General features: G+C 43.1%; 25 protein-coding genes. 10 read left to right on the forward strand and 15 right to left on the reverse strand.

The features are described from left to right. Nucleotides 1–2 precede the first annotated feature (2 nt). From D5I41_RS00905 to D5I41_RS00915, 3 genes are read right to left on the reverse strand one after another with little or no spacing between them, the layout of a single operon-like run. A complete protein-coding gene (locus D5I41_RS00905) occupies nucleotides 3–1,079 on the reverse strand; it encodes an HlyD family secretion protein (RefSeq protein ID WP_119008059.1) in 1,077 nt (358 codons plus the stop codon). Continuing rightward, nucleotides 1,049–2,365 carry a glycosyltransferase family 2 protein gene (locus tag D5I41_RS00910; protein ID WP_186811093.1) on the reverse strand — a complete coding sequence of 439 codons (1,317 nt, stop codon included), beginning with the start codon at nucleotides 2,363–2,365 and terminating at the stop codon, nucleotides 1,049–1,051. The genes D5I41_RS00905 and D5I41_RS00910 overlap by 31 nt, the downstream gene beginning before the upstream one ends. Beyond that, complete coding sequence (locus tag D5I41_RS00915; RefSeq protein WP_119008061.1) at nucleotides 2,358–3,689, reverse strand: TackOD1 domain-containing metal-binding protein; 1,332 nt, start codon at nucleotides 3,687–3,689, stop codon at nucleotides 2,358–2,360. Before D5I41_RS00915 ends, D5I41_RS00910 begins: the two co-directional genes overlap by 8 nt. Before the next feature lie 190 nt (nucleotides 3,690–3,879). Between D5I41_RS00915 and D5I41_RS00920 the strand changes: the two genes are divergently transcribed. Then, nucleotides 3,880–4,200, forward strand: coding sequence for a heavy metal-binding domain-containing protein (locus tag D5I41_RS00920; protein WP_119008062.1), 321 nt, complete (start codon nucleotides 3,880–3,882; stop codon nucleotides 4,198–4,200). A 6-nt stretch (nucleotides 4,201–4,206) separates the two neighbouring features. Then, the gene (locus tag D5I41_RS00925) at nucleotides 4,207–4,971 is read left to right on the forward strand and encodes an ion transporter (protein WP_119008063.1); all 765 of its coding nucleotides are present in this window, start codon (nucleotides 4,207–4,209) and stop codon (nucleotides 4,969–4,971) included. Here D5I41_RS00925 and D5I41_RS00930 read toward each other — a convergent pair. Then, a complete protein-coding gene (locus D5I41_RS00930) occupies nucleotides 4,963–5,481 on the reverse strand; it encodes an NUDIX hydrolase (RefSeq protein WP_119008064.1) in 519 nt (172 codons plus the stop codon). The genes D5I41_RS00925 and D5I41_RS00930 overlap by 9 nt on opposite strands. Before the next feature lie 127 nt (nucleotides 5,482–5,608). On the opposite strand from D5I41_RS00930, the gene D5I41_RS00935 reads away from it, so the two are divergent. Further along, complete coding sequence (locus D5I41_RS00935) at nucleotides 5,609–5,911, forward strand: putative hemolysin (protein ID WP_119008065.1); 303 nt, start codon at nucleotides 5,609–5,611, stop codon at nucleotides 5,909–5,911. A gap of 69 nt (nucleotides 5,912–5,980) precedes the next feature. On the opposite strand, the gene D5I41_RS00940 is transcribed toward D5I41_RS00935, so the two are convergent. Beyond that, complete coding sequence (locus D5I41_RS00940; protein ID WP_119008066.1) at nucleotides 5,981–6,379, reverse strand: OsmC family protein; 399 nt, start codon at nucleotides 6,377–6,379, stop codon at nucleotides 5,981–5,983. A 354-nt stretch (nucleotides 6,380–6,733) separates the two neighbouring features. Here D5I41_RS00940 and D5I41_RS00945 point away from each other — a divergent pair, with 354 nt between their 5' ends. After that, entirely contained in the window at nucleotides 6,734–6,943 is a 210-nt protein-coding gene (locus D5I41_RS00945; protein ID WP_017029576.1) for a cold-shock protein, read from the forward strand. Between the two features lie 94 nt (nucleotides 6,944–7,037). After that, the gene (locus tag D5I41_RS00950; RefSeq protein WP_017029577.1) at nucleotides 7,038–7,580 is read left to right on the forward strand and encodes a YaeQ family protein; all 543 of its coding nucleotides are present in this window, start codon (nucleotides 7,038–7,040) and stop codon (nucleotides 7,578–7,580) included. A gap of 82 nt (nucleotides 7,581–7,662) precedes the next feature. Here D5I41_RS00950 and D5I41_RS00955 read toward each other — a convergent pair whose 3' ends face one another. The 6 genes from D5I41_RS00955 to D5I41_RS00980 all read right to left on the reverse strand — a co-directional run bounded on the left by D5I41_RS00955 (nucleotide 7,663) and on the right by D5I41_RS00980 (nucleotide 13,158). Beyond that, on the reverse strand, nucleotides 7,663–8,325 hold the full coding sequence (locus D5I41_RS00955; protein WP_119008067.1) for a potassium channel family protein: 663 nt from the start codon (nucleotides 8,323–8,325) through the stop codon (nucleotides 7,663–7,665). Next, complete coding sequence (locus D5I41_RS00960; protein ID WP_119008068.1) at nucleotides 8,325–9,425, reverse strand: AI-2E family transporter; 1,101 nt, start codon at nucleotides 9,423–9,425, stop codon at nucleotides 8,325–8,327. The genes D5I41_RS00955 and D5I41_RS00960 overlap by 1 nt, the downstream gene beginning before the upstream one ends. Before the next feature lie 224 nt (nucleotides 9,426–9,649). Next, nucleotides 9,650–10,975: an APC family permease gene (locus D5I41_RS00965; protein WP_119008069.1), complete on the reverse strand. Its 1,326-nt coding sequence runs from the start codon at nucleotides 10,973–10,975 to the stop codon at nucleotides 9,650–9,652. 18 nt (nucleotides 10,976–10,993) lie between these two features. Then, nucleotides 10,994–11,872: an acetamidase/formamidase family protein gene (locus D5I41_RS00970; protein WP_119008070.1), complete on the reverse strand. Its 879-nt coding sequence runs from the start codon at nucleotides 11,870–11,872 to the stop codon at nucleotides 10,994–10,996. 384 nt (nucleotides 11,873–12,256) lie between these two features. Next, the gene (locus tag D5I41_RS00975; RefSeq protein WP_065210762.1) at nucleotides 12,257–12,535 is read right to left on the reverse strand and encodes a peptidylprolyl isomerase; all 279 of its coding nucleotides are present in this window, start codon (nucleotides 12,533–12,535) and stop codon (nucleotides 12,257–12,259) included. Nucleotides 12,536–12,696: 161 nt separating this feature from the next. Then, nucleotides 12,697–13,158 (reverse strand): TetR family transcriptional regulator, encoded by a 462-nt coding sequence (locus D5I41_RS00980; RefSeq protein ID WP_119008071.1) that lies wholly within the window; start codon nucleotides 13,156–13,158, stop codon nucleotides 12,697–12,699. A gap of 216 nt (nucleotides 13,159–13,374) precedes the next feature. On the opposite strand from D5I41_RS00980, the gene D5I41_RS00985 reads away from it, so the two are divergent. Further along, nucleotides 13,375–13,674, forward strand: a complete 300-nt coding sequence (locus tag D5I41_RS00985) for a DUF406 family protein (RefSeq protein WP_017029585.1) — start codon at nucleotides 13,375–13,377, stop codon at nucleotides 13,672–13,674. A 67-nt stretch (nucleotides 13,675–13,741) separates the two neighbouring features. On the opposite strand, the gene D5I41_RS00990 is transcribed toward D5I41_RS00985, so the two are convergent. Next, complete coding sequence (locus D5I41_RS00990) at nucleotides 13,742–14,872, reverse strand: 1-acyl-sn-glycerol-3-phosphate acyltransferase (protein WP_119008072.1); 1,131 nt, start codon at nucleotides 14,870–14,872, stop codon at nucleotides 13,742–13,744. A 185-nt stretch (nucleotides 14,873–15,057) separates the two neighbouring features. On the opposite strand from D5I41_RS00990, the gene D5I41_RS00995 reads away from it, so the two are divergent. Further along, on the forward strand, nucleotides 15,058–15,663 hold the full coding sequence (locus D5I41_RS00995; protein ID WP_235868836.1) for a hypothetical protein: 606 nt from the start codon (nucleotides 15,058–15,060) through the stop codon (nucleotides 15,661–15,663). 43 nt (nucleotides 15,664–15,706) lie between these two features. On the opposite strand, the gene D5I41_RS01000 is transcribed toward D5I41_RS00995, so the two are convergent. Both D5I41_RS01000 and D5I41_RS01005 read right to left on the reverse strand, forming a co-directional pair. Continuing rightward, nucleotides 15,707–16,141, reverse strand: coding sequence for a hypothetical protein (locus D5I41_RS01000; protein WP_119008074.1), 435 nt, complete (start codon nucleotides 16,139–16,141; stop codon nucleotides 15,707–15,709). 89 nt (nucleotides 16,142–16,230) lie between these two features. Beyond that, nucleotides 16,231–16,752: a nicotinate-nicotinamide nucleotide adenylyltransferase gene (locus D5I41_RS01005; protein ID WP_119008075.1), complete on the reverse strand. Its 522-nt coding sequence runs from the start codon at nucleotides 16,750–16,752 to the stop codon at nucleotides 16,231–16,233. 95 nt (nucleotides 16,753–16,847) lie between these two features. Between D5I41_RS01005 and nadE the strand changes: the two genes are divergently transcribed. Continuing rightward, on the forward strand, nucleotides 16,848–17,675 hold the full coding sequence (gene nadE, locus D5I41_RS01010; protein WP_119008076.1) for an NAD(+) synthase: 828 nt from the start codon (nucleotides 16,848–16,850) through the stop codon (nucleotides 17,673–17,675). 92 nt (nucleotides 17,676–17,767) lie between these two features. Here the strand turns inward: nadE and D5I41_RS01015 are convergent, their stop codons facing one another. After that, entirely contained in the window at nucleotides 17,768–18,604 is an 837-nt protein-coding gene (locus tag D5I41_RS01015) for an MOSC domain-containing protein (protein WP_119008077.1), read from the reverse strand. 154 nt (nucleotides 18,605–18,758) lie between these two features. On the opposite strand from D5I41_RS01015, the gene pyrC reads away from it, so the two are divergent. Both pyrC and D5I41_RS01025 read left to right on the forward strand, forming a co-directional pair. Beyond that, on the forward strand, nucleotides 18,759–19,790 hold the full coding sequence (gene pyrC, locus D5I41_RS01020; protein WP_119008078.1) for a dihydroorotase: 1,032 nt from the start codon (nucleotides 18,759–18,761) through the stop codon (nucleotides 19,788–19,790). 209 nt (nucleotides 19,791–19,999) lie between these two features. Next, complete coding sequence (locus D5I41_RS01025) at nucleotides 20,000–20,626, forward strand: SGNH/GDSL hydrolase family protein (RefSeq protein ID WP_119008079.1); 627 nt, start codon at nucleotides 20,000–20,002, stop codon at nucleotides 20,624–20,626. Nucleotides 20,627–20,974 lie beyond the last annotated feature (348 nt).

Consider the following 20,974-nt stretch of genomic DNA (forward strand, 5'->3'; position numbering starts at 1 on the left):
AATCAAAAATAAACCTCTACCGGCATACCCTCTACCAGCTTGTATGATTCTGGTAGGCTTCCTATAAACTCAACCGATACTCGCATGAGCGCTTTTTTTCCCTCAAAGGGCTTAGCTAACTGTTCAGGTAACTTTGTGGCAAGTTGAACCGACGTACTCACCTCCGCTTTATAGTTTTCTCCATTAGGAAGTTTCACTTCAACAGGCTGTCCCATCTTAGCGCTGGATACATATTTCGGGTCAAGGTAGGCAATGACATGTGGTGTGGCATCCTTCCCTGCGATAGTCATAACGGTGTCAAGCTCGCCCACTTGCATACCTACCTTTCCTGCTACATCTAATATCGTCGAATCAAAAGGAGCTTTAACTTGAAGAGACTGTCGAAGCTCAACCTTAAAATTGAGCTCTTTTTCCAATACCCGAATGACATTTGCCACATCGCCTGTATATTTTTCCTTAGCTAAATTCAGCTCGGCTAGACGCAACTCTATCATTGAATTCGTAAGTTTACTTTCAGCAGCAGCGTAGTTACTCAATATTGCCGAGTAATCAGAGCTGACTTCACCTTTACTGTAGTAGGCATCAAATTTTCTCTTTATCGCTTCCATTTCATTTAACGTATTGCGTGACTGAGTTACCGCGCCTCTATAAAGCTTTAAGGTTGAATCATCTTCTTGTTTTAAAATCTGTCTTAATAGTTGAATCTCACGTTCTAGAAACAAGATTTCTGAATCTAACACCGGATCATTCAACTCGAACAGAACGATTCCCGCGGCTACATTGTCCCCGGTTTTAAAGTGAACTTTGTTGATTAGCCCTGATGTTTTGACGTTAAGATCCAACGAGTTGTAACTTACTACTGCTGGTGCCACAACAAATACTTGTTGTTTAACAATCCACCCTAAGCCGAAAAGTGCAGGGAATAAAACAATAGCCACCAACACAAACCACCTAATTCGGTAGCCTGTGCGTTTGGTACCACCATAAAGAACCTTTAGCCCTTTTTCTGTGGCAGGATTCTTTTTCTTATCGAGCATGAATTCAATTTTCAAAATCTTTTCCCCCTTTTCAGCACCCACCAAGGTGCCATACTCGACTCTTCATGAGAGCGCCTTATTAACTCATTAAATATGGAGAAGGCGGTGATCGACCGAGCAAACAATGCATATGATGGATAAGCAAGTAGCCAACCTATCAGATTGATATCTAGAGATTTTCTCTCTGAAATTAACACCCAATAAATAGAGAATTTAATAACGACTATGGCTAGGTAAACAAGATAGATCAGTATGAAAGCGGATATGGTAAAGACAATTGGGTACACAATTAATACATACATGCTGTACATCACGACCAGCACAGGTATCAGTACATTTTGCAGTACTCCATACACTAACGTGTAAAGAAATACCGGCCAGGTAAGTAGCTTCGGTGTCATGCCTTTCATATGTTTTCTGAAATACAAGAACAGCAAATCACCATCCCAACGAAGCCGCTGCAACGTAAAATCTCTTATTGTGCTAGGTGCATCGGTATGACCTATTGCGTGTGGGGTGAACGCCAATCGAATATTGGGATAACGAGCATGGTACTGTTTGAACCTAAAAGTAAGGTCGAGGTCTTCAGCGGTATGAGTATCCCAGCCTCCAACTCGTTTCAATACCGTTTTTCGAAATGCTCCAAAGGCTCCTGAAATATTATTCAAAAGCCCAAATTCTCGAGTTCCTGTTTTTCCCGCCTGCATGGACATCATATATTCCAACGCTTGCATACGCGTTAATAGGTTATCTTGCCAATTGCGAACCCTCAGAGCACCTCCACTAGCAACAACATTTTCGTTGTTAAACTGCTTTGCTATATTAAAAGCCATGTCGTTATCAAATGAAGTATCGCCATCGACGTTGATAACAATTTCATTCTTCGCTTTGTATAAGCCAGTGTTCAGCGTAGACACCCTGCCGCCGCGCTGCCATTTAGGCACGACTCTGACTAAACGGTCTTTTCTGTGCTGATGATGTTGCTGGGATTCCACAGCGGCAGCATAGGTATGTTGATTTTGCACCGCTCCATCAACTACAGCTAGGATTTCTATGTTTCCTGGATAAATTTGTTCCACTAATGTATCGATGGTTTTTTTGATTGCATCACCTTCACCATAACAAGTGATAACAATGCTTAAACTGGGCGCTCGATTTAGCTCTCTATGTTGGTTTCTCCAATACCATTTAAACACTCCAACAAGCATCATTAATATCAGAGGTAACTCAACCAAGATAATAAGAGGGAAGTAAGTAATGAGCACCTCTGTATGAGTCCAAATGCTCCCCCACATACTCCTTAAAACATAGACAACAGAATCAAGCATCCAGCTCACTCGCTTTAGCTTTGAACCAAGTGTTTGAATCATCGAACTCTTGGTCAGGCAGGTACCAATGCCTCACCCGCAGTCCTATTTCATTTGATTCGATCTTGTTAGCAAACTCTGACAACCGTTCACGAAGGATTTCTATGGAGTTCGTATCGCAAATCGGCAGGAAAACGAAAAGTACCTCTTCACTATATTGACAGCTAAGGTCTGTGGTTCTGAATAGTGACTCTAACTGTTCGGATAGTTGAGCCAAAAACTCAACATAAGCCACCTCTCCAAATTTTTGGATAAATTCCTCGATATTAATAATCTTCAAACCTATGAGAAGATCAGTGTGACTGTGACGAATGGATAGCTGGTTCTTCCAAGACACAACCGATTCAAAAAGAACAGGGTCAACTGTCCCTGATAAACGGAAGGAGACTTTTGATGGGGCCTGGTTAAGTAGAAAAAGATGCGCTCTATCACCACTCAAATAGTTGAAGTAAGTTTGGGTTATAAGCGACTCTACATTGTTTTTATGGCCGCAACTTAAACAACGAGCTATTACACGGGCTTCCGCAAATTCATTCTGGCAACTATTACACTGCATCAGCTCTAGAGGGCGGTCGTAATCCACGCCAATATGTTTCAATAAAGTATTGCAGTTAGGACACTGTAGGGCGTTGTGCTTAGCAAATGTTTTTGCGTCATCTACATGACCACAAGTAAAACAGTGTAAAGCATCATTTGAAACAGTATCGACAGAGCTACACGAAGGGCACGCATCGACATAATTCAAGTGTCCAGAATGACACTTCTGGCAATAGCGAACCCTATCAATACACTCTCCCTTTTCTAGTAACTCTTGCTCTACCTGTTTAAAAATATATCGAAATGGGGTGCGTTCTAATTGATAGTAAGCATCTATCAGAGGATAACGATAGATTGCTCTAGTGCCAGCATCTCTGATTGGTTTAAGTGCACGCCTTTCATCTAGCCACAAATATGCCAGTAATGTATCGCTAGGCTGCTCACTTAGGTAGCTGAGTTTTTCTGGAACACCTCGGATCTGGTCTGGTTCATACACTCCATCGCTCAAGTAAGGGCTTAATGTGCTAGCTTGCACTGAATACAAACGCCAGCTCCATCCAAACTCCGATCTGTGTATTTTTTTTAGTAGGGAGTCTTGCTCCAATGAAGGGACATTGATAAGACAGATAATCCCCCGCCTTGCCAATAACTGGTCTTCATCGGTTTCATACTCGACAGCCCAGCCCATAGGAGGAATCACAGCTTGAGCTTCGCCGAATATCACTAGAGTCTTATTTTCATCAGACACTCTTCACTCCTTGAAAAACAAAATCTTCATCCGTTAACGTGCAAGCTTGGATAGCCTATGATTAGCACACTATTTAATATATATTTCTGTTAAAGGATAGAACAATAAAACGCTGATATGCTTATAATTTCTTAATTTCATTCGGTATTTATGTACATTTGAGATAATTAACACCTAAAAGGAATAAAACATGCTAATGACCACTACACAATCCGTTGAAGGCAAACGTGTTCTCCGCTACCACGGCGTCATTGCGGGTGAAGCCATCTTAGGTGCAAACTTGTTTAAGGACATGTTTGCCGGCATTCGTGACATGGTCGGTGGTCGCTCTGGTACCTATGAAAAAGAGTTAGAACGCGCCCGCACTATCGCGATGCAAGAGTTAGAAGATAAAGCTCGTGAAATCGGTGCAAATGCGGTTATTGGCATCGATATAGACTACGAAGTACTAGGCAAAGACAACGGCATGTTGATGGTCAGTGCAAGTGGTACCGCTGTCACCATCGGCTAACTCAGTATGCCAAAGTCTGAAAGACACGACGCTAAGCACGAATTAGGGCCACTGCAGTTCGTCACCTTAATCCTTTCGGTGTATGTACTCATTGCACTGTTTGTGGAGAATGCCTTTACCCTAGATTCAGACACCTCTGAATTATTGGCAATGATAGATACCATGGTGTGCATGGTTTTCTTGGTGGACTTTTTTCAACGCTTCTACCGTGCGCCCAATAAACTGCAGTACATGAAATGGGGCTGGATCGACCTGCTATCGAGCATTCCGTTAGTCGATGCTCTACGTTATGGACGCTTTGTCCATTTGGTTCGGTTCTTACGCATTCTAAAAGCGGTTCGCTCTACCAAGCTCATCTTATACTACCTGTTTCGAAATAGGCGCTCTGGCACCTTCTCAATCGTCGCGAGCGTCTCGGTATTAGTGGTCATCTTTGGCGCTATTGGGATTCTGCAGTTTGAAAAAGGGCTGACAGACTCCAACATTCACTCAGCCGGAGACGCACTTTGGTGGTCTTTTGTGACCATTACTACCGTTGGCTATGGTGATTTCTACCCTGTGACGACACAAGGCAGATTGGTAGCAGCTATTTTGATGACCGCCGGTGTGGGTCTTTTTGGTACATTTACCGGTTTAGTGGCCAACTGGTTTATGACCGAGACGGAACAGGCTGATAGTAGTGAACGAACGGCAGTTAAAGCAGAGATCAAAGCCCTTCACACGAAGATTGATGAGCTAAAAGATCTCATCAAAGACCAAAAATCAAACTAGTTCTTTAGCAATAAGGTGCAGTAAGAAGGTTTCACGTTCAATGCTTAAACCCTTCTTCGCACTATTGGCTATTGTATGTTCATTGTGAGCAATAGCTTCATGGATATTGACCCACTTTGCCTGCATACCATTTTTGATCTCATAGTCTTCAAAGTTTGGCGCACCTAATTCTGGGTCGACGTGACAGGTATAGCAGTAGGAATGCATGTGCATCACATCCGCATCGTCTTTATACCAAGGACGAAACTCTTCAAACACACCAAACGGTTTGATGTTACGAATATTTTGCGCGCCTGTTTCTTCTTCTAGTTCACGTACTAAACCAGCAATCACATCTTCTCCCTCATCAATTCCGCCACCAGGCAATGAGTAATCGTGATAACGCTCGGTATATAGCAGCAGTATTTGATCGCCCATCAAAGCGATGGCTCGCGTTGCACGGCGCTGTATGATGGTTTTTTGATCGAGTTCGCTTAAATCAGGATGGATGTTCGTTTTTAAATGGCGCATGAGAATAACGGATAAATTGAATTTCCCAATATTTTAACATGTAACCAGAGGTTAACTATTGAATTAATTAAGATATCTCGTACACTGAAAAAGATAAGTCAAAACAAATAGTTCTTTGGAGCCAATAATGAAGAAAATCCTTCTTTTATCTGCAATGAGTGGCGCTGTGTTGCTAGCAGGTTGTGCAAGCGAACCAGACGAGTACACGGTAGAGGACTGGGATCCAATTACAAGTAAAGCGTCTATGTACTGTGTACAGGAAGACCATGAGATCCTGCGTGCCTCAGAGGAAGGTAAACGAGTCACTTACTGTGAGATCTCTGATGATGAGAAGCATGAGATCTGGGAGTACTACTACATGAATCATGAAGATGAACGTCCCGAGAATCAAAAGCAGAGTGAAGATGAAATGAGAAAAGCCTCAAACTAATTTCTCTAACGTCAGTTATAAAAATGCCCCGCTAACTTCCATTAGCGGGGCATTTTCTATTTTATCTGCTTATACAATTTCCCAAGAGTGCGTCATTTCCACACCCTTATCTAACATCAAGCAAACCGAGCAATACTTTTCTAAAGAGTCTTTCGCTACTTTAGCAACAATCTCAGGATCAAGGTCAACACCCGATACTTCAAAGTGAATGTTAATACTAGTGAAAAACTTAGGCGCTTCGTCACGACGAGAGCTACTCAGTTTCGCTACGCAACCCGTTACTTTTTGCTCTGCACTTTTTAGACCGTCTACCACGTCTACAGAACTACAACCGCCTGCTGCGATCAATACCATTTCCATCGGGCTTGGCGCTGTCTTGCCACCGCTGCCATCTAAAACCACTGAATGGCCAGATTGAGACTCACCGATAAACTTAAAATTATCTACCCAAGATACGGTTGCTTGCATAATCAAATCCTCTTTTAATTTCGCCTCATTCTACACGCTCATAGTGCGAACTCAACAATCGAAATGATGACGATGTCATGACATGTCGTGCAAGTTTAAGTTTCAGCATGAAAAACTTGAATACACCTAACAATTTTGAACAATGCATCCCTGACTATGCCATTGATATCATTGACTTATAGACTTCCGCAGATACACTGAATCAGGCAAGAGAAAGTTTTGCTTTTGAAGTTGTGCAGTACAGTTGGAGACTAGTCGCCGTTGTATTCACCATCGGTCAATGCAATCTGTTTTCAAGCACTTAGTATGGTCGGATTTGACCAAGTTTAGTTATATCGCAAAGGAAAATTGACAATGTCAAACACAGTTACTGGTACCGTAAAATGGTTCAACGAAACTAAAGGTTTCGGTTTTATTCAACAAGAAAACGGTCCAGACGTATTCGCTCACTTCTCTGCTATCCAAGGCGACGGTTTCCGTACTCTTGCTGAAGGCCAAAAAGTAGAGTTTGTTGTTACTACAGGTCAAAAAGGCCCGCAAGCAGAACAAATTCGCGCTGTATAATTGCGCCAAGTAAGCCAGTGCTTCACTGGCTTACTTTTCTCCTCTCAACTCTATATAATCAAACGCCTAAATCCTATTTTTTGGAACTCCCACTTTGGCGCTCAAACCCACTATTTATAAGTTTCGCGTAAACCTTGCCGACACTAATCGCAATCAATTTGATGACATTAATCTTACTGTAGCCAAGCACCCTTCTGAAAATGAAGTACGAATGCTGGTCCGCATCTTTGCATTTTGTCTAAATAACACCCCGAACCTAACCTTTACTAAAGGGTTGTCTGAGCAAGAAGAGCCTGATATTTGGGAGCTTTCTGATATTGGCGATATTGTCACTTGGATAGAGGTTGGCGAGCCGTCAACGGATCGAGTTAAGAAAGCGGCGCGCAAATCAAAGCAGACTCACTTCTATACCTTCAATGAAAACAAGTCCGATGTTTGGTTTAACAAAAATCAATCCGTGCTTCGCGAGTATGATGCGAGCATTACACAGTTTGACTTCGCTCCTATTGAAGAGCTAGTTTCAGGACTTGAACGAACCAACGATTTGAGCCTAATGATTTCGGGTAACAGCATGTTTGCCACTCTTGGCGATGTAAACACTGAAATCACCATTACAGAGTTGCAGGTTAAGTCTTAATACCAATCTGCTCGGTACAAATTAAAAGGGCCTGCGTTCGCAAAAGCGTTAGCAGGCCCTTATATTTTCCAGCTATTGGTCTCTATTTCTTTTCATTCACTTGGGTTAAACCAGCACTCACTAAGCTCGATACTAAGATTGCTAGGTAGAACACCCCTGCAATTGCCTCGAAATACGCGACAAAGCGAGTTAAAGGCTCGGTTGGCGCTATAACGCCGTAGCCCACAGAGGTCATAGTGATAAAGCTGAAGTAGATCATTCTAGAAAGGTTGTCTAGCCAAGGCCCATGTTCGATTCCATTAAAGCCCCCCTTCAGGACCTCTAACAGCAGCAGTTGCACGAACGCAAACCACAGCCCCATCATCAAATAGATACAGATTGAACCCACTATCTGATTTTTATCTATTTTCGGCGCGGTTAATACCAATTTGGTTGCATGCCTTAGATACTGTCCAATAAACAAAATCAAAGCACCTAGCGAAACAATAGCAAGATTCGCTGCTTCTAAAATAGAGGCCACCGAAGACAGCAACACAAGCACGATCAGAAAGCCTAACCAGCCCCGAACCCCCGTCTTCTTCTTTTCGATACCAAGAGTCGATGCCGACATACAAAACAACAAACCGACTAACACGATCCCCTGCCCTGTCTCAAAAAATTGTTCGAGAATTGCACAACCGAATAACAGTACAATCAAAGCGACAAACAGATGTAAAAAGTTATCGCGCTCGGACATCTTTGCCATTACTTACTCTCTTCTTCCACAGGTTCTGCTTCTAGCTGCTCTACATCAACCTCAGATTGAGCTAACCAAGCCACAAACAATCTATGAGTCACAGCAAGAACAACCGCACCTACAAACAAGCCAACGATTCCAGACATAGCCATACCACCGATAGCACCCAGCAGGATAACTAACATAGGGATATCTGTTCCACGTCCCATTAGCATAGGTTTAAGCACCGCATCACTGGCACTGACCAGAACACACCAAACCGTGAACACGCCTGCGACTAAGGTCGAATCAGTAGTCCAAGCGAAAATCAATGCAGGAATCAGCGCTAAGATTGGCGGAAGTTGAATAATCGCAACAATCAACACGGCCAGCATCCAAAGGCCCGCAAAAGGAATACCTGCAAAATAGAGACCGATACCCGCCATGATTGACTGGGTAACCGCAACGCCAATGACGCCTTGAACCACACTACGTACCGTCGCTACCGATAGCTTGGTAAATTGAGCGCCATACTCACCCGCTAGACGCACTGATACTTGCTGAAAAGACTTTTCACAAGCTTGAGCATTAGTCATAAAGATACCGGCAATTAATAGTGAAATCACAAACTGTAATACACTACCGCCGACACTACCAATGGCAGAGGCGACACTACCCAGAATACTCTTAATCTGTTCTGAATGCTGAAGCATTGCATTAGTTAAGTTTGATGAAAAGCCAAGCAAAGTTGAATAGAGCTTGTCACCTACCACAGGCCATGACTTAATGCTCTCAGAAGGTGGCTTAAGCTCTAACGTACCTTCTTGGATCTGCTGATAAACATCACCCGCGGTGCTAAATAAACTATCACCAATCAGATAAGCTGGAACCACCAACAAGATCACACCCGTGAGTGATAATAGCCAACTGGCCTTGCCTTGAGATAACCCCGTTTTATTTTGAATTCCCTTAACCAAAGGGAATAGTGCCGTTGCGATAATTGCGCCCCAGATAACAAGCAAAGCAAAAGGCCTTAATATTTGGAAACACCAAAAGAGAAGCATGCCGACGATAATTATCTTAATAAAGGCATCTATGGCTTGTCTGGAAAAATCTTGCGAAGAGTTCATGAAAAGTCCTTGTAATACAATCTACTAAAGGTAGTTTAGATGATTCTACAGGTTATATAGACATAACCATCATCTTTTTTGCATCAAACAAGAAAAACACCCGCAACATAGTCACAACAAATAAATGCAGCGCAAATGATAAGGCTCAGCAATAAGTTAAGGCTCTACAAACAAAAAAGCCGCTCACAAACTGAATGTGAGCGGCTTCCTTTTATAATTAATCTCTAATCCAGAGCTTCAATATTAATTGAAACACCGCGATACTTATTAATAGCGATAACAATGACGCCAACAACTAACCACGCCAATCCTAACATTTTTGCGCTTTGATCAAGCGCAATCCAAACATAAGAGAGTATAACGATGCCACAAAGCGGCGAGATACGTTCAATAAATACGTTTTGGCATTTGTTTTTGATGTTGCACCAAGATAAAACAGCAAGGTGAAGCAAGATAAAGCCTGTTAAAGCTCCAAAGTTTACAAAGGAAACAAATACGTCCAAGTGGTCCTCAAACAAGAACACTAGTACTGCCGATACCAGACCCGACATTGCAATCGCTACGTGTGGTGTCTTAAATCTTTCATTCAGTGTTGCAAGTGAGCGAGGCAAAACACCGTCGTTGGCCATGCCAAATATCACTCGTGACACCGCTGTTTGAGATGCCAGTGCATTGGTGATACCCCAAGATAGAGCCGTTAATAACGCACACGCTGTAGAGAGATAACCACCACCCACAATTTTTGCAATCACATACCATGCATTACCGCTATTCGCTTGAAAGACATCAGGGTTAGGTAAAACCCAAGCGGCAAAAACCACTTGTGCCAAGAACAGTACTACAGCAATACAAAGAGAAACAAAGGGAACATAATGAGTTTTTACGCCATCTTTCGCCTCTTCTGTTAACGTAGAAACACCATCAAAGCCCAAGAAAGACATCACAGCAATTGACACTGCGCTGAACACCATGCCCACAGTAAAATGCTCTTTCTGGAAGAAAGGCGCCATAGTGAAACCTTGGCTATCAGGAAACTCACCTGTCGATAATCCGCGATAAGCCATGACAACAAAAATACCAATCAAAAGCAGCATAAAGGCAAGGAAGACTTTATTAACCTTATCAGTAAAGTTGAGCCCCACAAATGCGGCAACGGTATTAAAACTGATAAATACCGCAGCCCAAACCAACGCTGGCACTGAGGGAACAATCTCATGCATTGCAATAGTTGCTACTATATACAGCAATGCTGGAATGATGATGTAATCGAGCAACATACACCAACCGCCAATAAAGCCGATGTTTGCGCCTAGTCCACGTTTGGCATACTCATACACAGAGCCTGCTTTTCGAAACTCTTTCATCATTCGGCCGTATGACAAGGCTGTAAATAGCATTCCAACAAAACCAGTTAGATAAACCATCCCCACCATGCCATGGCTGACATTGAATACGTCACCATAGATGCCAAATGGGGCGATGGGTACCATGAAGATCAGTGCGTAGATCAGTAGCCCACCAAAACTCATGTTCTTCTTTAATTGAGGCATATCCATATCTCCTTTAAATTATTTTAACCAGCTAAGATTGATGGTGACTTTGGCCGTTTTTAGAGGGTTAACAATCTGTGAAACGCCCAAGTCTGCACCGACACTCATCCATCGAGAGGCCACATGAGCCGTCATTTCATACTCTGTCATGAGGTATTGATGGGCTTTCTCTACAGCATGTGTTGCAGCCGCGTCCAGATCAGGGTCTGAGGCAATAAACGTAAACAAGTCTCCGTTTAACACCGCTGGAGTGGGTAAATTTGATTGCTTAAGTACTTCGACAGACAGAGTCACCTTTCCAGGGATTTCTATGCCCGTACCTGACAGCTCCCCATCGCCCATAGCAGCATGAAGATCGCCCAATGAGAGCAAGCCACCTTGGTGGTTCACGGGAAGGTAAACAACAGAGCCTTGCTTTATTTCCTTGGTATCCATGTTCCCGCCGTGTTCACCAGGGCTTCCACATGCAATAGCACCCTCTGCTGGCGCCGTACCTATGACACCTACCATTGGAGATAGCGGAACATTTAGATTCGGCGCTATTTCTGCACTGTTTCCATTGATGGTTACAGGGTGAACAACCGAAGCTGAAAGTTTATGAGAAAGGCTACCAAACAGTTCAGATGACACCATTGAGCCTTTATCGGCTAATTCAATTTCATGGATGGTGACAGCTAACACATCCCCCACTTCTGCCCCTTGTACAAATACAGGTCCTGTCGCTGGGTTTACTTTTGCAAAATCGATTTCTTCTAACACATAGCCTGCTCCTTCCATTTGATTTCTAAAACAATCAAAGGTGTCGACGGTAAAGCGTTGGCTCAGTTCGATATGAACTACTGGGGTGTTGTCTTTGCTCATCGCATAAACATAATGCTCGGTGCTGATATGGGTCATATTCAATTCCTGTCTGCTCTGTGCTTTTAAAAACGGGTAAAAGCTTTTGGAACATTCAGTCTAGTGAACCCCTGGTGTTATTGTATGATGAAATGATTGTTTGAATAAATGGAAGGAACTTAGGTGATGGGAGACAAAGACATTGAAGCATCAAGGTTTAATTCTTTCAAAAAATGAACCCAACCAAAATCAATATTTAGCAGGGCTATAAGACGTATCTAGCACCCAGTACTGCCCCGATAGCAAGAGCCCCTATGGAACTGGGTTCGATAAATAACTGAGTCTTAGTCTACCAATCCATTTTGCCTATTTTAGAAACAAAAACGGCAGAGCCAAAGCTCTGCCGTTTAAAAATAGAGTATCTAAGACTAGGGCCTGTTGACCCTAAGTTCTATAAAGCACTTTTACCACATGCCAACCAAATTTAGTCTTAACTAAATGCGGTACTAAGGTTTCACCAGTAAAACAGATTTTATCAAACTGAGGCACCATCTGACCTTTTTTAAACTCACCAAGGTCACCGCCTTTCTTACCTGATGGGCAGTTAGAGTATTTGCGCGCCAGGGTTTGAAACTTAGCGCCCTTCTTTAACTGTTTGATGATGTCTTCAGCTTGGTCTTTGTGTTTAACCAGGATATGTAGTGCGTGCGCGGTGCGTGCCATGGTGGTGTCTCGATATGTTCAATTTGGACGCATTATACAAAATATCGAGGCACTTGTTAGCCCCAAGTTTGCCAATGACATCGTTTGTTGCAAGGAGCAGAAGTTAAAGACCCTAGATCAAAAACGCTGAGCAGTTAACTCAGCGTTTTAATGAATCTTGTTTATTTGGCTAGCTGTATTATGGTGCGACCAAACAGCCATTCAAGCTCTTTCTCACTCTCTTCACCATACAATTCTTTTAGCATAACAAATAATCTATCGATGCCCTGCCTTGCAAACTCATGGGCACAATCAGAGGTAACAATGTGGTGGAACATCAAACGTAGAATTGCCAAGAACTGTGGCTTTTCAAGGGAGTCGATCCAGCTTTGTGAGAACCCTTGCAGGCCTGATTCTAAATTTAGGTGCTCTAAGAATAACTTATAGATTCGGCCATCTAAAGCCGTTGTGAAGTCAGTTTTCTTTGGAAAGTGATGACTAATGCCAGTTCGAGATACACCAGTCGCATGACTTAAAGTAGTGTATGACATCTTGTCATAGCCAATAGTCAATAATTGCTCAACGACTGCATCCATGATTTTGTTAATGGTGATTTCTGTATCTTCTTTACTGCGCTTTGGCATTACACCGACCTTTATGAATTGACTTATCTTGATTAAGTTAATACTCATATAGTTATAGCGTAGATTCAATATACGGAACCTTATTCTGACAATCTAATGACATAACTCAGTAACCAGTTTCAGTTCCTGAAATTAATAGTTACACCTCAATGGATTTTTGTAGATGTAGCTCACATAGCTATGTAAACTGAGGCCAACCGTTATAGGAGATAAACTATGTCAAAACTAATTAAAGAGCCTGAAGTATGTGAAGCATGTGGCGTTGCAGGCGAGATGGGTTTTATTATCAACGAAGGTGATGAAGTTTCAGAAGTCTCTTTGTTTGCTGCAAGCAAAGAAGCGGTAGAAGCTGAATTCACAAAATACCTAGAGCTTGCTAAGAACGTAAACGCAGCTGTCGAGCATGAAGTTGAAATTGAAGAAAAAGAACAATTTGAACTTCACGCTAAGCTTAAATTTGAAGTCAGTGCTGAAAAGCTAATCTTTGATCTTAAGAGCCGCTCTATTTCTCGCTAAGAGCATTCAAAATGAAAAAAGGTCGAACTCAGTTCGACCTTTTTATTTTCGCCCTTTCAAACTCGGCTTAAGCGACTTGCTCAGACTTATCTTTAGATAAGTTTCTTACTGGGTTTGCATAACCATCAATAAGGTACGCTTTAGCGCCCTCTTCCAGTTGAGCCAGTTTCGCCTCAAGCTTGTCTCTCGTTACTTGGTCAATACTGTCATCTTCAACACCAGCGGCAAGCAGATTAATAGGGAAAAGTTTGTAGTTATCATGAATTTGACGGTCTATTTCATCCGCCAATGCATCGGCATTATCAATATCGCTATTGATCACATCACCAAAGCTCACATTAATGCGACCTTTGTATCCTGTAATGCCTTTAACAATGCTATCGATGTCTTCAAACTCAGATTTCTTATATTCACCTAGGGTTGCTTTTTGATGCAACTCGTTGGCTTTGGCAATATCACACGGATCAATCTCATAAGAGATGGCCACAGGGACTATTTTAAGGGATTTAACGTATTCAGAGAACGATAGCTTACGCTTGCGTCCCTCTAATTGAATCATCTTAAGAATTGCTGGATCAGTGAAATCATTGCCATCTTTAGCGCGCCCTTCTTTTTGTGCGATCCAGATAGAGTTTCCTGTTTCCAATGAGTGCTTGATATAAGAAGACAAAAGCCCTAACGTCTTCATCATTTCACGTGGCCCTTTAGCAGAACGCTTAACGATGAAACTCTTATTGATCTTCATTAACTCTGTAGAGCACGGCTTACTTAACAGGTTATCACCAATCGCAATACGCATTGTCTGATGGTTTGTGTGGTGTAACCCATAGTTCACCAACGCCGGATCCATCGCAATATCACGGTGATTAGAGATAAACAGGTACGGTGTATTTTGGTCTAGCTTATCAAGTCCTTCAAAGTTGACGTCATCTGTCGTGCTGTCCAGTGCTTTCTGAAGGTATTTTTCTACTTCGACTTGCACTGCATCGATAGAGTTGAGTTTTCCCCAACGATTCTTTAGATACAGTTTCACCAGAGGAGACATGAGCGCCTGAAACCATTTCGCATGGTTGCTGAACTTTTGGTTCAGTATTGCTGAGATAAATTCTTCGTCATTAATTAGTCGCTGGATTGCTGGGGCAATCTCTTCATCGTTATAAGGGCGAATCTCTTGGTAAATATCGTTCTCGGTAGACATATTCTTCTTCATTCTCTAAAAATCACGCCGATTTTACGCACTTACGCGACAATTTACAGCTAGATCGTTGATGATTTTGTAAGGTCAGACCATATAACCATACCATCTTGTCTCTTTTATTACTTTATTAGGGCACCAGAAAGCGCTAACCTAATGAAAACCCTGCTCAACAGATGCTGAACGACATGCATTACGCTATACAATTTGAAGATAAACAGTTCGAATACCTGTCTCTTACCTCAAGAAAACCCACCCTAAAGCACCAACTCATTCATGTTGTTGAGGGTTTGGTCAGCGTTAGATTAGGTAAGATTGAATATGCTATTGCAGCCGGTGATACCTTTTGGCTTCCTGCAAACTGCTTGTCTGCTTTAAGCTACTTTCCTAATAGTCGATGCAAGGTTGTCGAAGCGTCACAACGTTTAAGCAAGCCCTTTCCGCATCAAGCAGGCTACGTGAAACCTAACACGCTAGTGTTATCGTTGCTCGACAAACTGTCTGAAGTATCTAGTCTTTCAGAGCATCAGCAGGTTCTGCTGACTGCATTGCAGTACGAATTGCTAGAAATGCACCCTAACCTACAAACCACCGCATTAAGCCACAAACTGAGCCACTGGGACAGCGCAGGTAAAGATCTATCCGCTGAATACCAGATGGTTATGAGAATAAAGGAAGCAGAGAAACTACGCCTATCAGGTAAAAAAGACGCTGCTATTGCTGAGGTTTTGTTTGCAGGGAACGAACAAGGCTACAAAATGGCTCGAATGGCTGTGCTGGGCGACACTCTCTAACGCAACTAAAAAGCGCCTTCATAAGGCGCTTTAAGAATGTCTCTTAAAATGGCACTTCCACTTGTACATGGAAGACATCTTCGTGACGCTCATGCCATTGGTAATCGAGTCGAACACGCGGCTCGTTTTTCTCTCCAATTCCGACACTCAATTGCACGCCGTGAGTTTTGATCCAATCTTCATATGACAGTTCGTCATCGTTGATGGTCATTTCGTAAGGACGAAATACCCCTAACCCGAAGAAGCTTTGATCTACTTGTTGAGTTAACAAAGGATCATCGACATTGTCCATCATCCAATCAGACCAGTAACCTAAGGTTGACGGTTCTTCTTTGATATTGGTAGAAACCAACAAATCGTCAACGATCTCGTCAACCGCTTCGATTAGGTTTTCACAAAGGGTAAGCGAAGAGTCAACAAGGACGAGAGAACGGGTAGGATCGCGATCAGACACACAGGCCTCAGAAGTTCCTGCCATAAAAGTGCCACATACTAGTGCTAGTGTTGTATGTATCCGCGTCACTGCGTTACCAATCCTTGTAAAACATAGTTTCTGTCATCCCAACGTTAAATATTGCTGTATAACTCCTGATTTTGCAATATTTTGACAACATTTTTACTTGTTAAGTGTTTGATTTCTTGACCTTGTGCAAGCTTTTCACGTATTTCCGTACTACGAATAGCCACTGTTTCCGGGCAAGCAAGCACATTCCAACGCTTCATTATTTCGTCCGCTTTATAAAATTTAGCAAAACTAAACAGGTTGTCTGGCCCCATAACAAACGTCAGCTCTGCATCAGGATTGTCTTGCTGTAGAGCGCTTAAAACCTGAAATGTAGTTACCCCACCCTGCTCTCTATTGAGACCTTCTTCGATACGTGACAGGGCGACATTGTCACAGGAAATATCTCCAATGAAGGCTTCAATCATAGAACATCGTACTGAGTAATCGAGCATTTGCTTGCCCCATGCATGGGCAATACTTGGCACCAATAACACTTGGTCAAAATGCGCTAAACGCTCTATAACACTCAGATGACCAAAGCTTGGTGGATTAAAGGCACTACCAAATACCGCTATTTTTTTCATGATCGCGTTTTCTCTAAGGGTTTGGAAATTGAGACAAAGTGGAATTTGCAATATGATACCAAAAGTTGCCTTTCGATATTTAGGACATTTAACTCATGGAACAAGAAATTCGCCAAGAGATGCGCGTACTACCAAGCATCGACGTTGACTTTGAGATTGAACGACGCGTTAACTTTATCAAACGTAAATTGCTGGAGTCAGGATGCAAGTCTGTGGTTCTTGGCATCAGTGGCGGTGTCGACTCCACTACCTGTGGTCGCCTAGCTCAACTCGCAGTAGACCAGCTCAACCAAGAAACTGACGACAACTATCAATTTATTGCAGTTCGTCTACCTTATGGCACACAAAAAGATGAAGATGAAGCTCAGCTTGCACTTTCTTTCATCAAGCCAACACACTCAGTATCAGTTAACATCGCTGATGGTGTAGATGGGCTACATGCAGCCACTGGCGTAGCACTGCAAGGAACGGGTCTAATGCCTGAATCGGCTGAGAAGATCGATTTCGTAAAGGGTAATGTGAAAGCTCGCGCTCGCATGATCGCTCAATACCAAATCGCAGGATATGTTGGCGGTCTGGTATTAGGTACTGACCACTCTGCTGAAAACATTACCGGTTTCTACACTAAATTTGGTGATGGTGCGTGTGACTTGGCGCCTCTGTTTGGTTTAAGCAAACGTCAAGTGCGTCAATTGGCCAACACACTGGGAGCTCCTGAATTGCTAGTGACTAAGACGCCAACCGCTGACTTAGAAGAGCTAGACCCACAAAAAGCGGACGAAGATGCGCTAAGCGTAAGCTACGATGACATCGATAACTTTTTGGAAGGCAAGCCTCTAGCGGAAGATGCAAAACAAACGCTGATTGATATCTATAAGCGCACTCAGCACAAGCGTGAGCCGATCCCGACCATCTACGATTAATAGCAATCGTAGCAAACGCAATTAAAGACAAAGGCACCGGAAGGTGCCTTTATTGTACCAATCACACTAAGTGAGTGATCAATTGGGTATTATCATGCATCAGCATCGGGATAGAGCACCGGAGTGCGAGTCTCTAATATACGTACCTCATCCCCTACTTCAATAATGCCCTCGTTCAAAGCAACGAGGTTCATACCAAAGTAGATTGCTCCTTTTTCATCAGCGCGGAATCGAGACAACGTAGCCGTAGGTTCTTTATCTGCCATTTTATCGCCCGTTACCGGATCGACCGAGGTGAGGATACATCGCTGACAGGTTGAGCCAACCTGAAATTCAACTTCACCAATGGCAATTCGCTCCCAACCATCTTCAGCAAAAGGCTCTACGCCATCGACGACTATGTTTGTTCTAAACTGGGACATGGTTTGTGGATGCGAGGCGCGGCGATTGAGCTCATCTAAAGAACCCTGAGAAATCACCAATAGCGGATAAGCATCAGCAAAGCTCACTCTTGTTCCTAACTTTTCTCGGAAACGATTAGACTCTTCACCGCAAAACAGCAGTTGAGCATCCGAACCAATAACCTTGGTAAACCAAGCGTTCGCTTTTTCGGTTGTAGTGTAAGCGAAGAAGCGGTCGTTCCAAATTTTGCACTCAAATTCATCACGACCAAAATCGCAGGTGGCAAGGTGGAGATTATTCACACCAGGGGCACTTAAAACGATACCGTCGGCTAGTAGAGTACTTTTAATGGTGACCATCTTTGGGAACTTACGAGCTGTCATCATTCTTCCAGCAAGATCGGTGACCACAAAGCGTCGATCGAAACTGATCCCCTCTAAGCCAACCCACGCTCTAGACTGCTCGATACCCGATGTCGATTTCACCGGAAATATATTAATGCCCGATAATTGCGCTTTATCCTTCACTTTATACCCCTAACTGTCTCTTTGTTAATGCAATCTGGTTGCATTTTCGCTATCATGCGCCCGCATTCAAGTAACCGTTTGCGTGGCATAGTCACCTTACCATAACCACGGTTTCTTCTTACACCTTTAGGAATATTTTGGCGGGAGCAAAACGATGACCAACTTAACTATTACACGTCCTGATGACTGGCATGTTCACCTTCGTGATGGCGATGTACTAAAAGATACCGTGCGCGATATTAGCCGCTACAATGGCCGTGCCTTGGTTATGCCAAATACCATTCCACCTACCACTAATACAGAGCAAGCTATCGCTTACCAAGCTCGTATCAACGAGCATAACCATAGCGATACCTTCCAACCTTTGATGTCTCTTTACCTAACAGATAACACCAGCAAAGAAGACATCCAAGAAGCAAAAGCATCTGGTCAAGTGGTTGCATGTAAGCTTTACCCTGCAGGCGCAACAACAAACTCAGACTCAGGCGTAACAGACGCAAAGAAGATTTACCCGGTTCTAGAAGAAATGGAGAAGCAAGGCCTCCTGCTTCTTATCCATGGTGAGGTAACCACTCACGATGTTGACATCTTCGACCGCGAAAAAGAGTTCCTAGATACTGTACTAGCGCCGATCGTTAATGACTTCCCGAACCTAAAGATTGTTTTAGAGCACATCACTACCGCTGATGCAGTAGAGTTTGTGAAGAACGCAAACGACAACGTAGCAGCAACGATTACAGCGCATCACTTGATGTATAACCGTAACCACATGCTGGTCGGCGGTATCCGTCCACACTTTTACTGCCTGCCAATCCTAAAGCGCAATACGCACCAAAAGGCCCTAGTTGAAGCAGCAACCAGTGGAAACAAGAAGTTCTTTATCGGTACTGACTCTGCCCCTCACGCAAAAGGCCGTAAAGAAACAGCGTGTGGATGTGCTGGTTCATACACAGCGCACGCTGCAGTAGAGCTTTATGCTGAGGTATTCGAAGCAGAAGGCAAGCTTGAAAATCTAGAAGCGTTTGCTAGCCATAACGGCCCTGATTTTTACAACCTTCCTCGCAATAGCGATAAAGTTACCCTGACTAAAGCTGAGTGGGCTGTGCCTGAAAACATGCCATTTGGCGGAGATATTGTCGTGCCAATTAAAGGTGGTGAGATGATGACTTGGAAAGTAGAAGCGTAAGCAGATACGATTCCAAACTAAATAAGTTTCTCAGGGTTGCCATGGCAACCCTTTTTCATTTTTGCCATAGAGTAAACATCATCATTTATTGCCGTCATTAATCCTACGCAAAGCTTGGCTGCCTATTAATCACCTTCGCTTGTCTTTGACAAACGTGCAGAACCTTGTCATAAAGTGAGCTTACCGTTGGTTAACTGATTGGAAAATAAATGAAAACGATTCTTTGTTTTGGTGATTCAAATACTTGGGGATATTCGCCAGATCTACCGCGTCGATACAATACGAATGAGCGCTGGACCATGCGATTGCAATCTGAACTTGGAACAAATTATCGTATTATCGAAGAAGGGTTAAACAGCCGAACTACCGTATTAGAAGACCCCTATGAGCCAGGTAAGAATGGGCTCCCGTATCTGCAGCCCTGTCTTGAGAGTCACCACCCCGATCTCGTTGTTATCATGCTCGGCACCAATGACCTAAAATCACGCTTTAACGTCACCGCCAGCGATATATCAAAGGGAGCAGCAAGACTGGTTCAACTAGTGCAGAACTTTCAGCATGATTTTATGGCTAAACCACCCGAGGTTTTACTGATTTCTCCTGCTCTTGTACTCGAATCCGACCCTTTTAAAGAGGGGTTTTTCGGTGCGGAAGTAAAATCAAAGAAACTCGGCCACTACTTTAAGCTTCGCTCACAAGAGCTCAATTGCCATTATCTTGATGCTGCTAAGATAGTCCATCCATGTCCTAAAGAAGGGATACATTGGCAAGCTGACCAACATAGCAAGCTCGCAAAAACCTTGGCGCTTTTGTTACCCACATTATTAAATGAGTAATATCAGAACTCGAACTGTGAAATACAGTTAAGCAGTTGCTCAACATTTAAAAGCCAATTTAAGAGCTCTGTCGATGTCCAGTATTGTCTCCCTTCACTAAGCATGGATCAGTAAACCATTACTCAAAGCACATTATCTACTGCTTAATAGGACGGGATTAGGCATGCAATCCTGTCCGGTCATCATCATTTCTCGTTGCTCAATCGCCAACAACGACAAGCATGTCACAATGTCACAAGCCTCCCGCTACTGAAGTGACCCCAGTATCATCTTTTGCGATCGTCTTTTTTGTGAAACCTGCTGTTCATATTTTGGTCATGTATTGATGACACAGTTTCAACGATACAA

The organism is Vibrio superstes (assembly GCF_003569005.1).
Classification (GTDB): Bacteria; Pseudomonadota; Gammaproteobacteria; order Enterobacterales; family Vibrionaceae; genus Vibrio; species Vibrio superstes.

Bases quoted from the DNA above. Each gene is read 5' to 3' on its own strand.
- D5I41_RS00935 (WP_119008065.1), top strand. From the start codon at position 5,609: ATGAAGAAAATCCTTCTTTTATCTGCAATGAGTGGCGCTGTGTTGCTA.
- D5I41_RS00965 (WP_119008069.1), bottom strand. From the start codon at position 10,975: ATGCCTCAATTAAAGAAGAACATGAGTTTTGGTGGGCTACTGATCTAC.
- D5I41_RS00975 (WP_065210762.1), bottom strand. From the start codon at position 12,535: ATGGCACGCACCGCGCACGCACTACATATCCTGGTTAAACACAAAGAC.
- D5I41_RS00920 (WP_119008062.1), top strand. From the start codon at position 3,880: ATGCTAATGACCACTACACAATCCGTTGAAGGCAAACGTGTTCTCCGC.
- D5I41_RS01000 (WP_119008074.1), bottom strand. From the start codon at position 16,141: ATGGCAGGAACTTCTGAGGCCTGTGTGTCTGATCGCGATCCTACCCGT.
- D5I41_RS00925 (WP_119008063.1), top strand. From the start codon at position 4,207: ATGCCAAAGTCTGAAAGACACGACGCTAAGCACGAATTAGGGCCACTG.
- D5I41_RS00930 (WP_119008064.1), bottom strand. From the start codon at position 5,481: ATGCGCCATTTAAAAACGAACATCCATCCTGATTTAAGCGAACTCGAT.
- D5I41_RS00980 (WP_119008071.1), bottom strand. From the start codon at position 13,158: ATGCCAAAGCGCAGTAAAGAAGATACAGAAATCACCATTAACAAAATC.
- pyrC (WP_119008078.1), top strand. From the start codon at position 18,759: ATGACCAACTTAACTATTACACGTCCTGATGACTGGCATGTTCACCTT.
- D5I41_RS00945 (WP_017029576.1), top strand. From the start codon at position 6,734: ATGTCAAACACAGTTACTGGTACCGTAAAATGGTTCAACGAAACTAAA.
- D5I41_RS00990 (WP_119008072.1), bottom strand. From the start codon at position 14,872: ATGTCTACCGAGAACGATATTTACCAAGAGATTCGCCCTTATAACGAT.
- D5I41_RS00970 (WP_119008070.1), bottom strand. From the start codon at position 11,872: ATGACCCATATCAGCACCGAGCATTATGTTTATGCGATGAGCAAAGAC.
- D5I41_RS00960 (WP_119008068.1), bottom strand. From the start codon at position 9,425: ATGAACTCTTCGCAAGATTTTTCCAGACAAGCCATAGATGCCTTTATT.
- D5I41_RS00940 (WP_119008066.1), bottom strand. From the start codon at position 6,379: ATGCAAGCAACCGTATCTTGGGTAGATAATTTTAAGTTTATCGGTGAG.
- nadE (WP_119008076.1), top strand. From the start codon at position 16,848: ATGGAACAAGAAATTCGCCAAGAGATGCGCGTACTACCAAGCATCGAC.
- D5I41_RS00995 (WP_235868836.1), top strand. From the start codon at position 15,058: ATGCATTACGCTATACAATTTGAAGATAAACAGTTCGAATACCTGTCT.
- D5I41_RS01005 (WP_119008075.1), bottom strand. From the start codon at position 16,752: ATGAAAAAAATAGCGGTATTTGGTAGTGCCTTTAATCCACCAAGCTTT.
- D5I41_RS00910 (WP_186811093.1), bottom strand. From the start codon at position 2,365: ATGCTTGATTCTGTTGTCTATGTTTTAAGGAGTATGTGGGGGAGCATT.
- D5I41_RS01025 (WP_119008079.1), top strand. From the start codon at position 20,000: ATGAAAACGATTCTTTGTTTTGGTGATTCAAATACTTGGGGATATTCG.
- D5I41_RS00955 (WP_119008067.1), bottom strand. From the start codon at position 8,325: ATGGCAAAGATGTCCGAGCGCGATAACTTTTTACATCTGTTTGTCGCT.
- D5I41_RS00985 (WP_017029585.1), top strand. From the start codon at position 13,375: ATGTCAAAACTAATTAAAGAGCCTGAAGTATGTGAAGCATGTGGCGTT.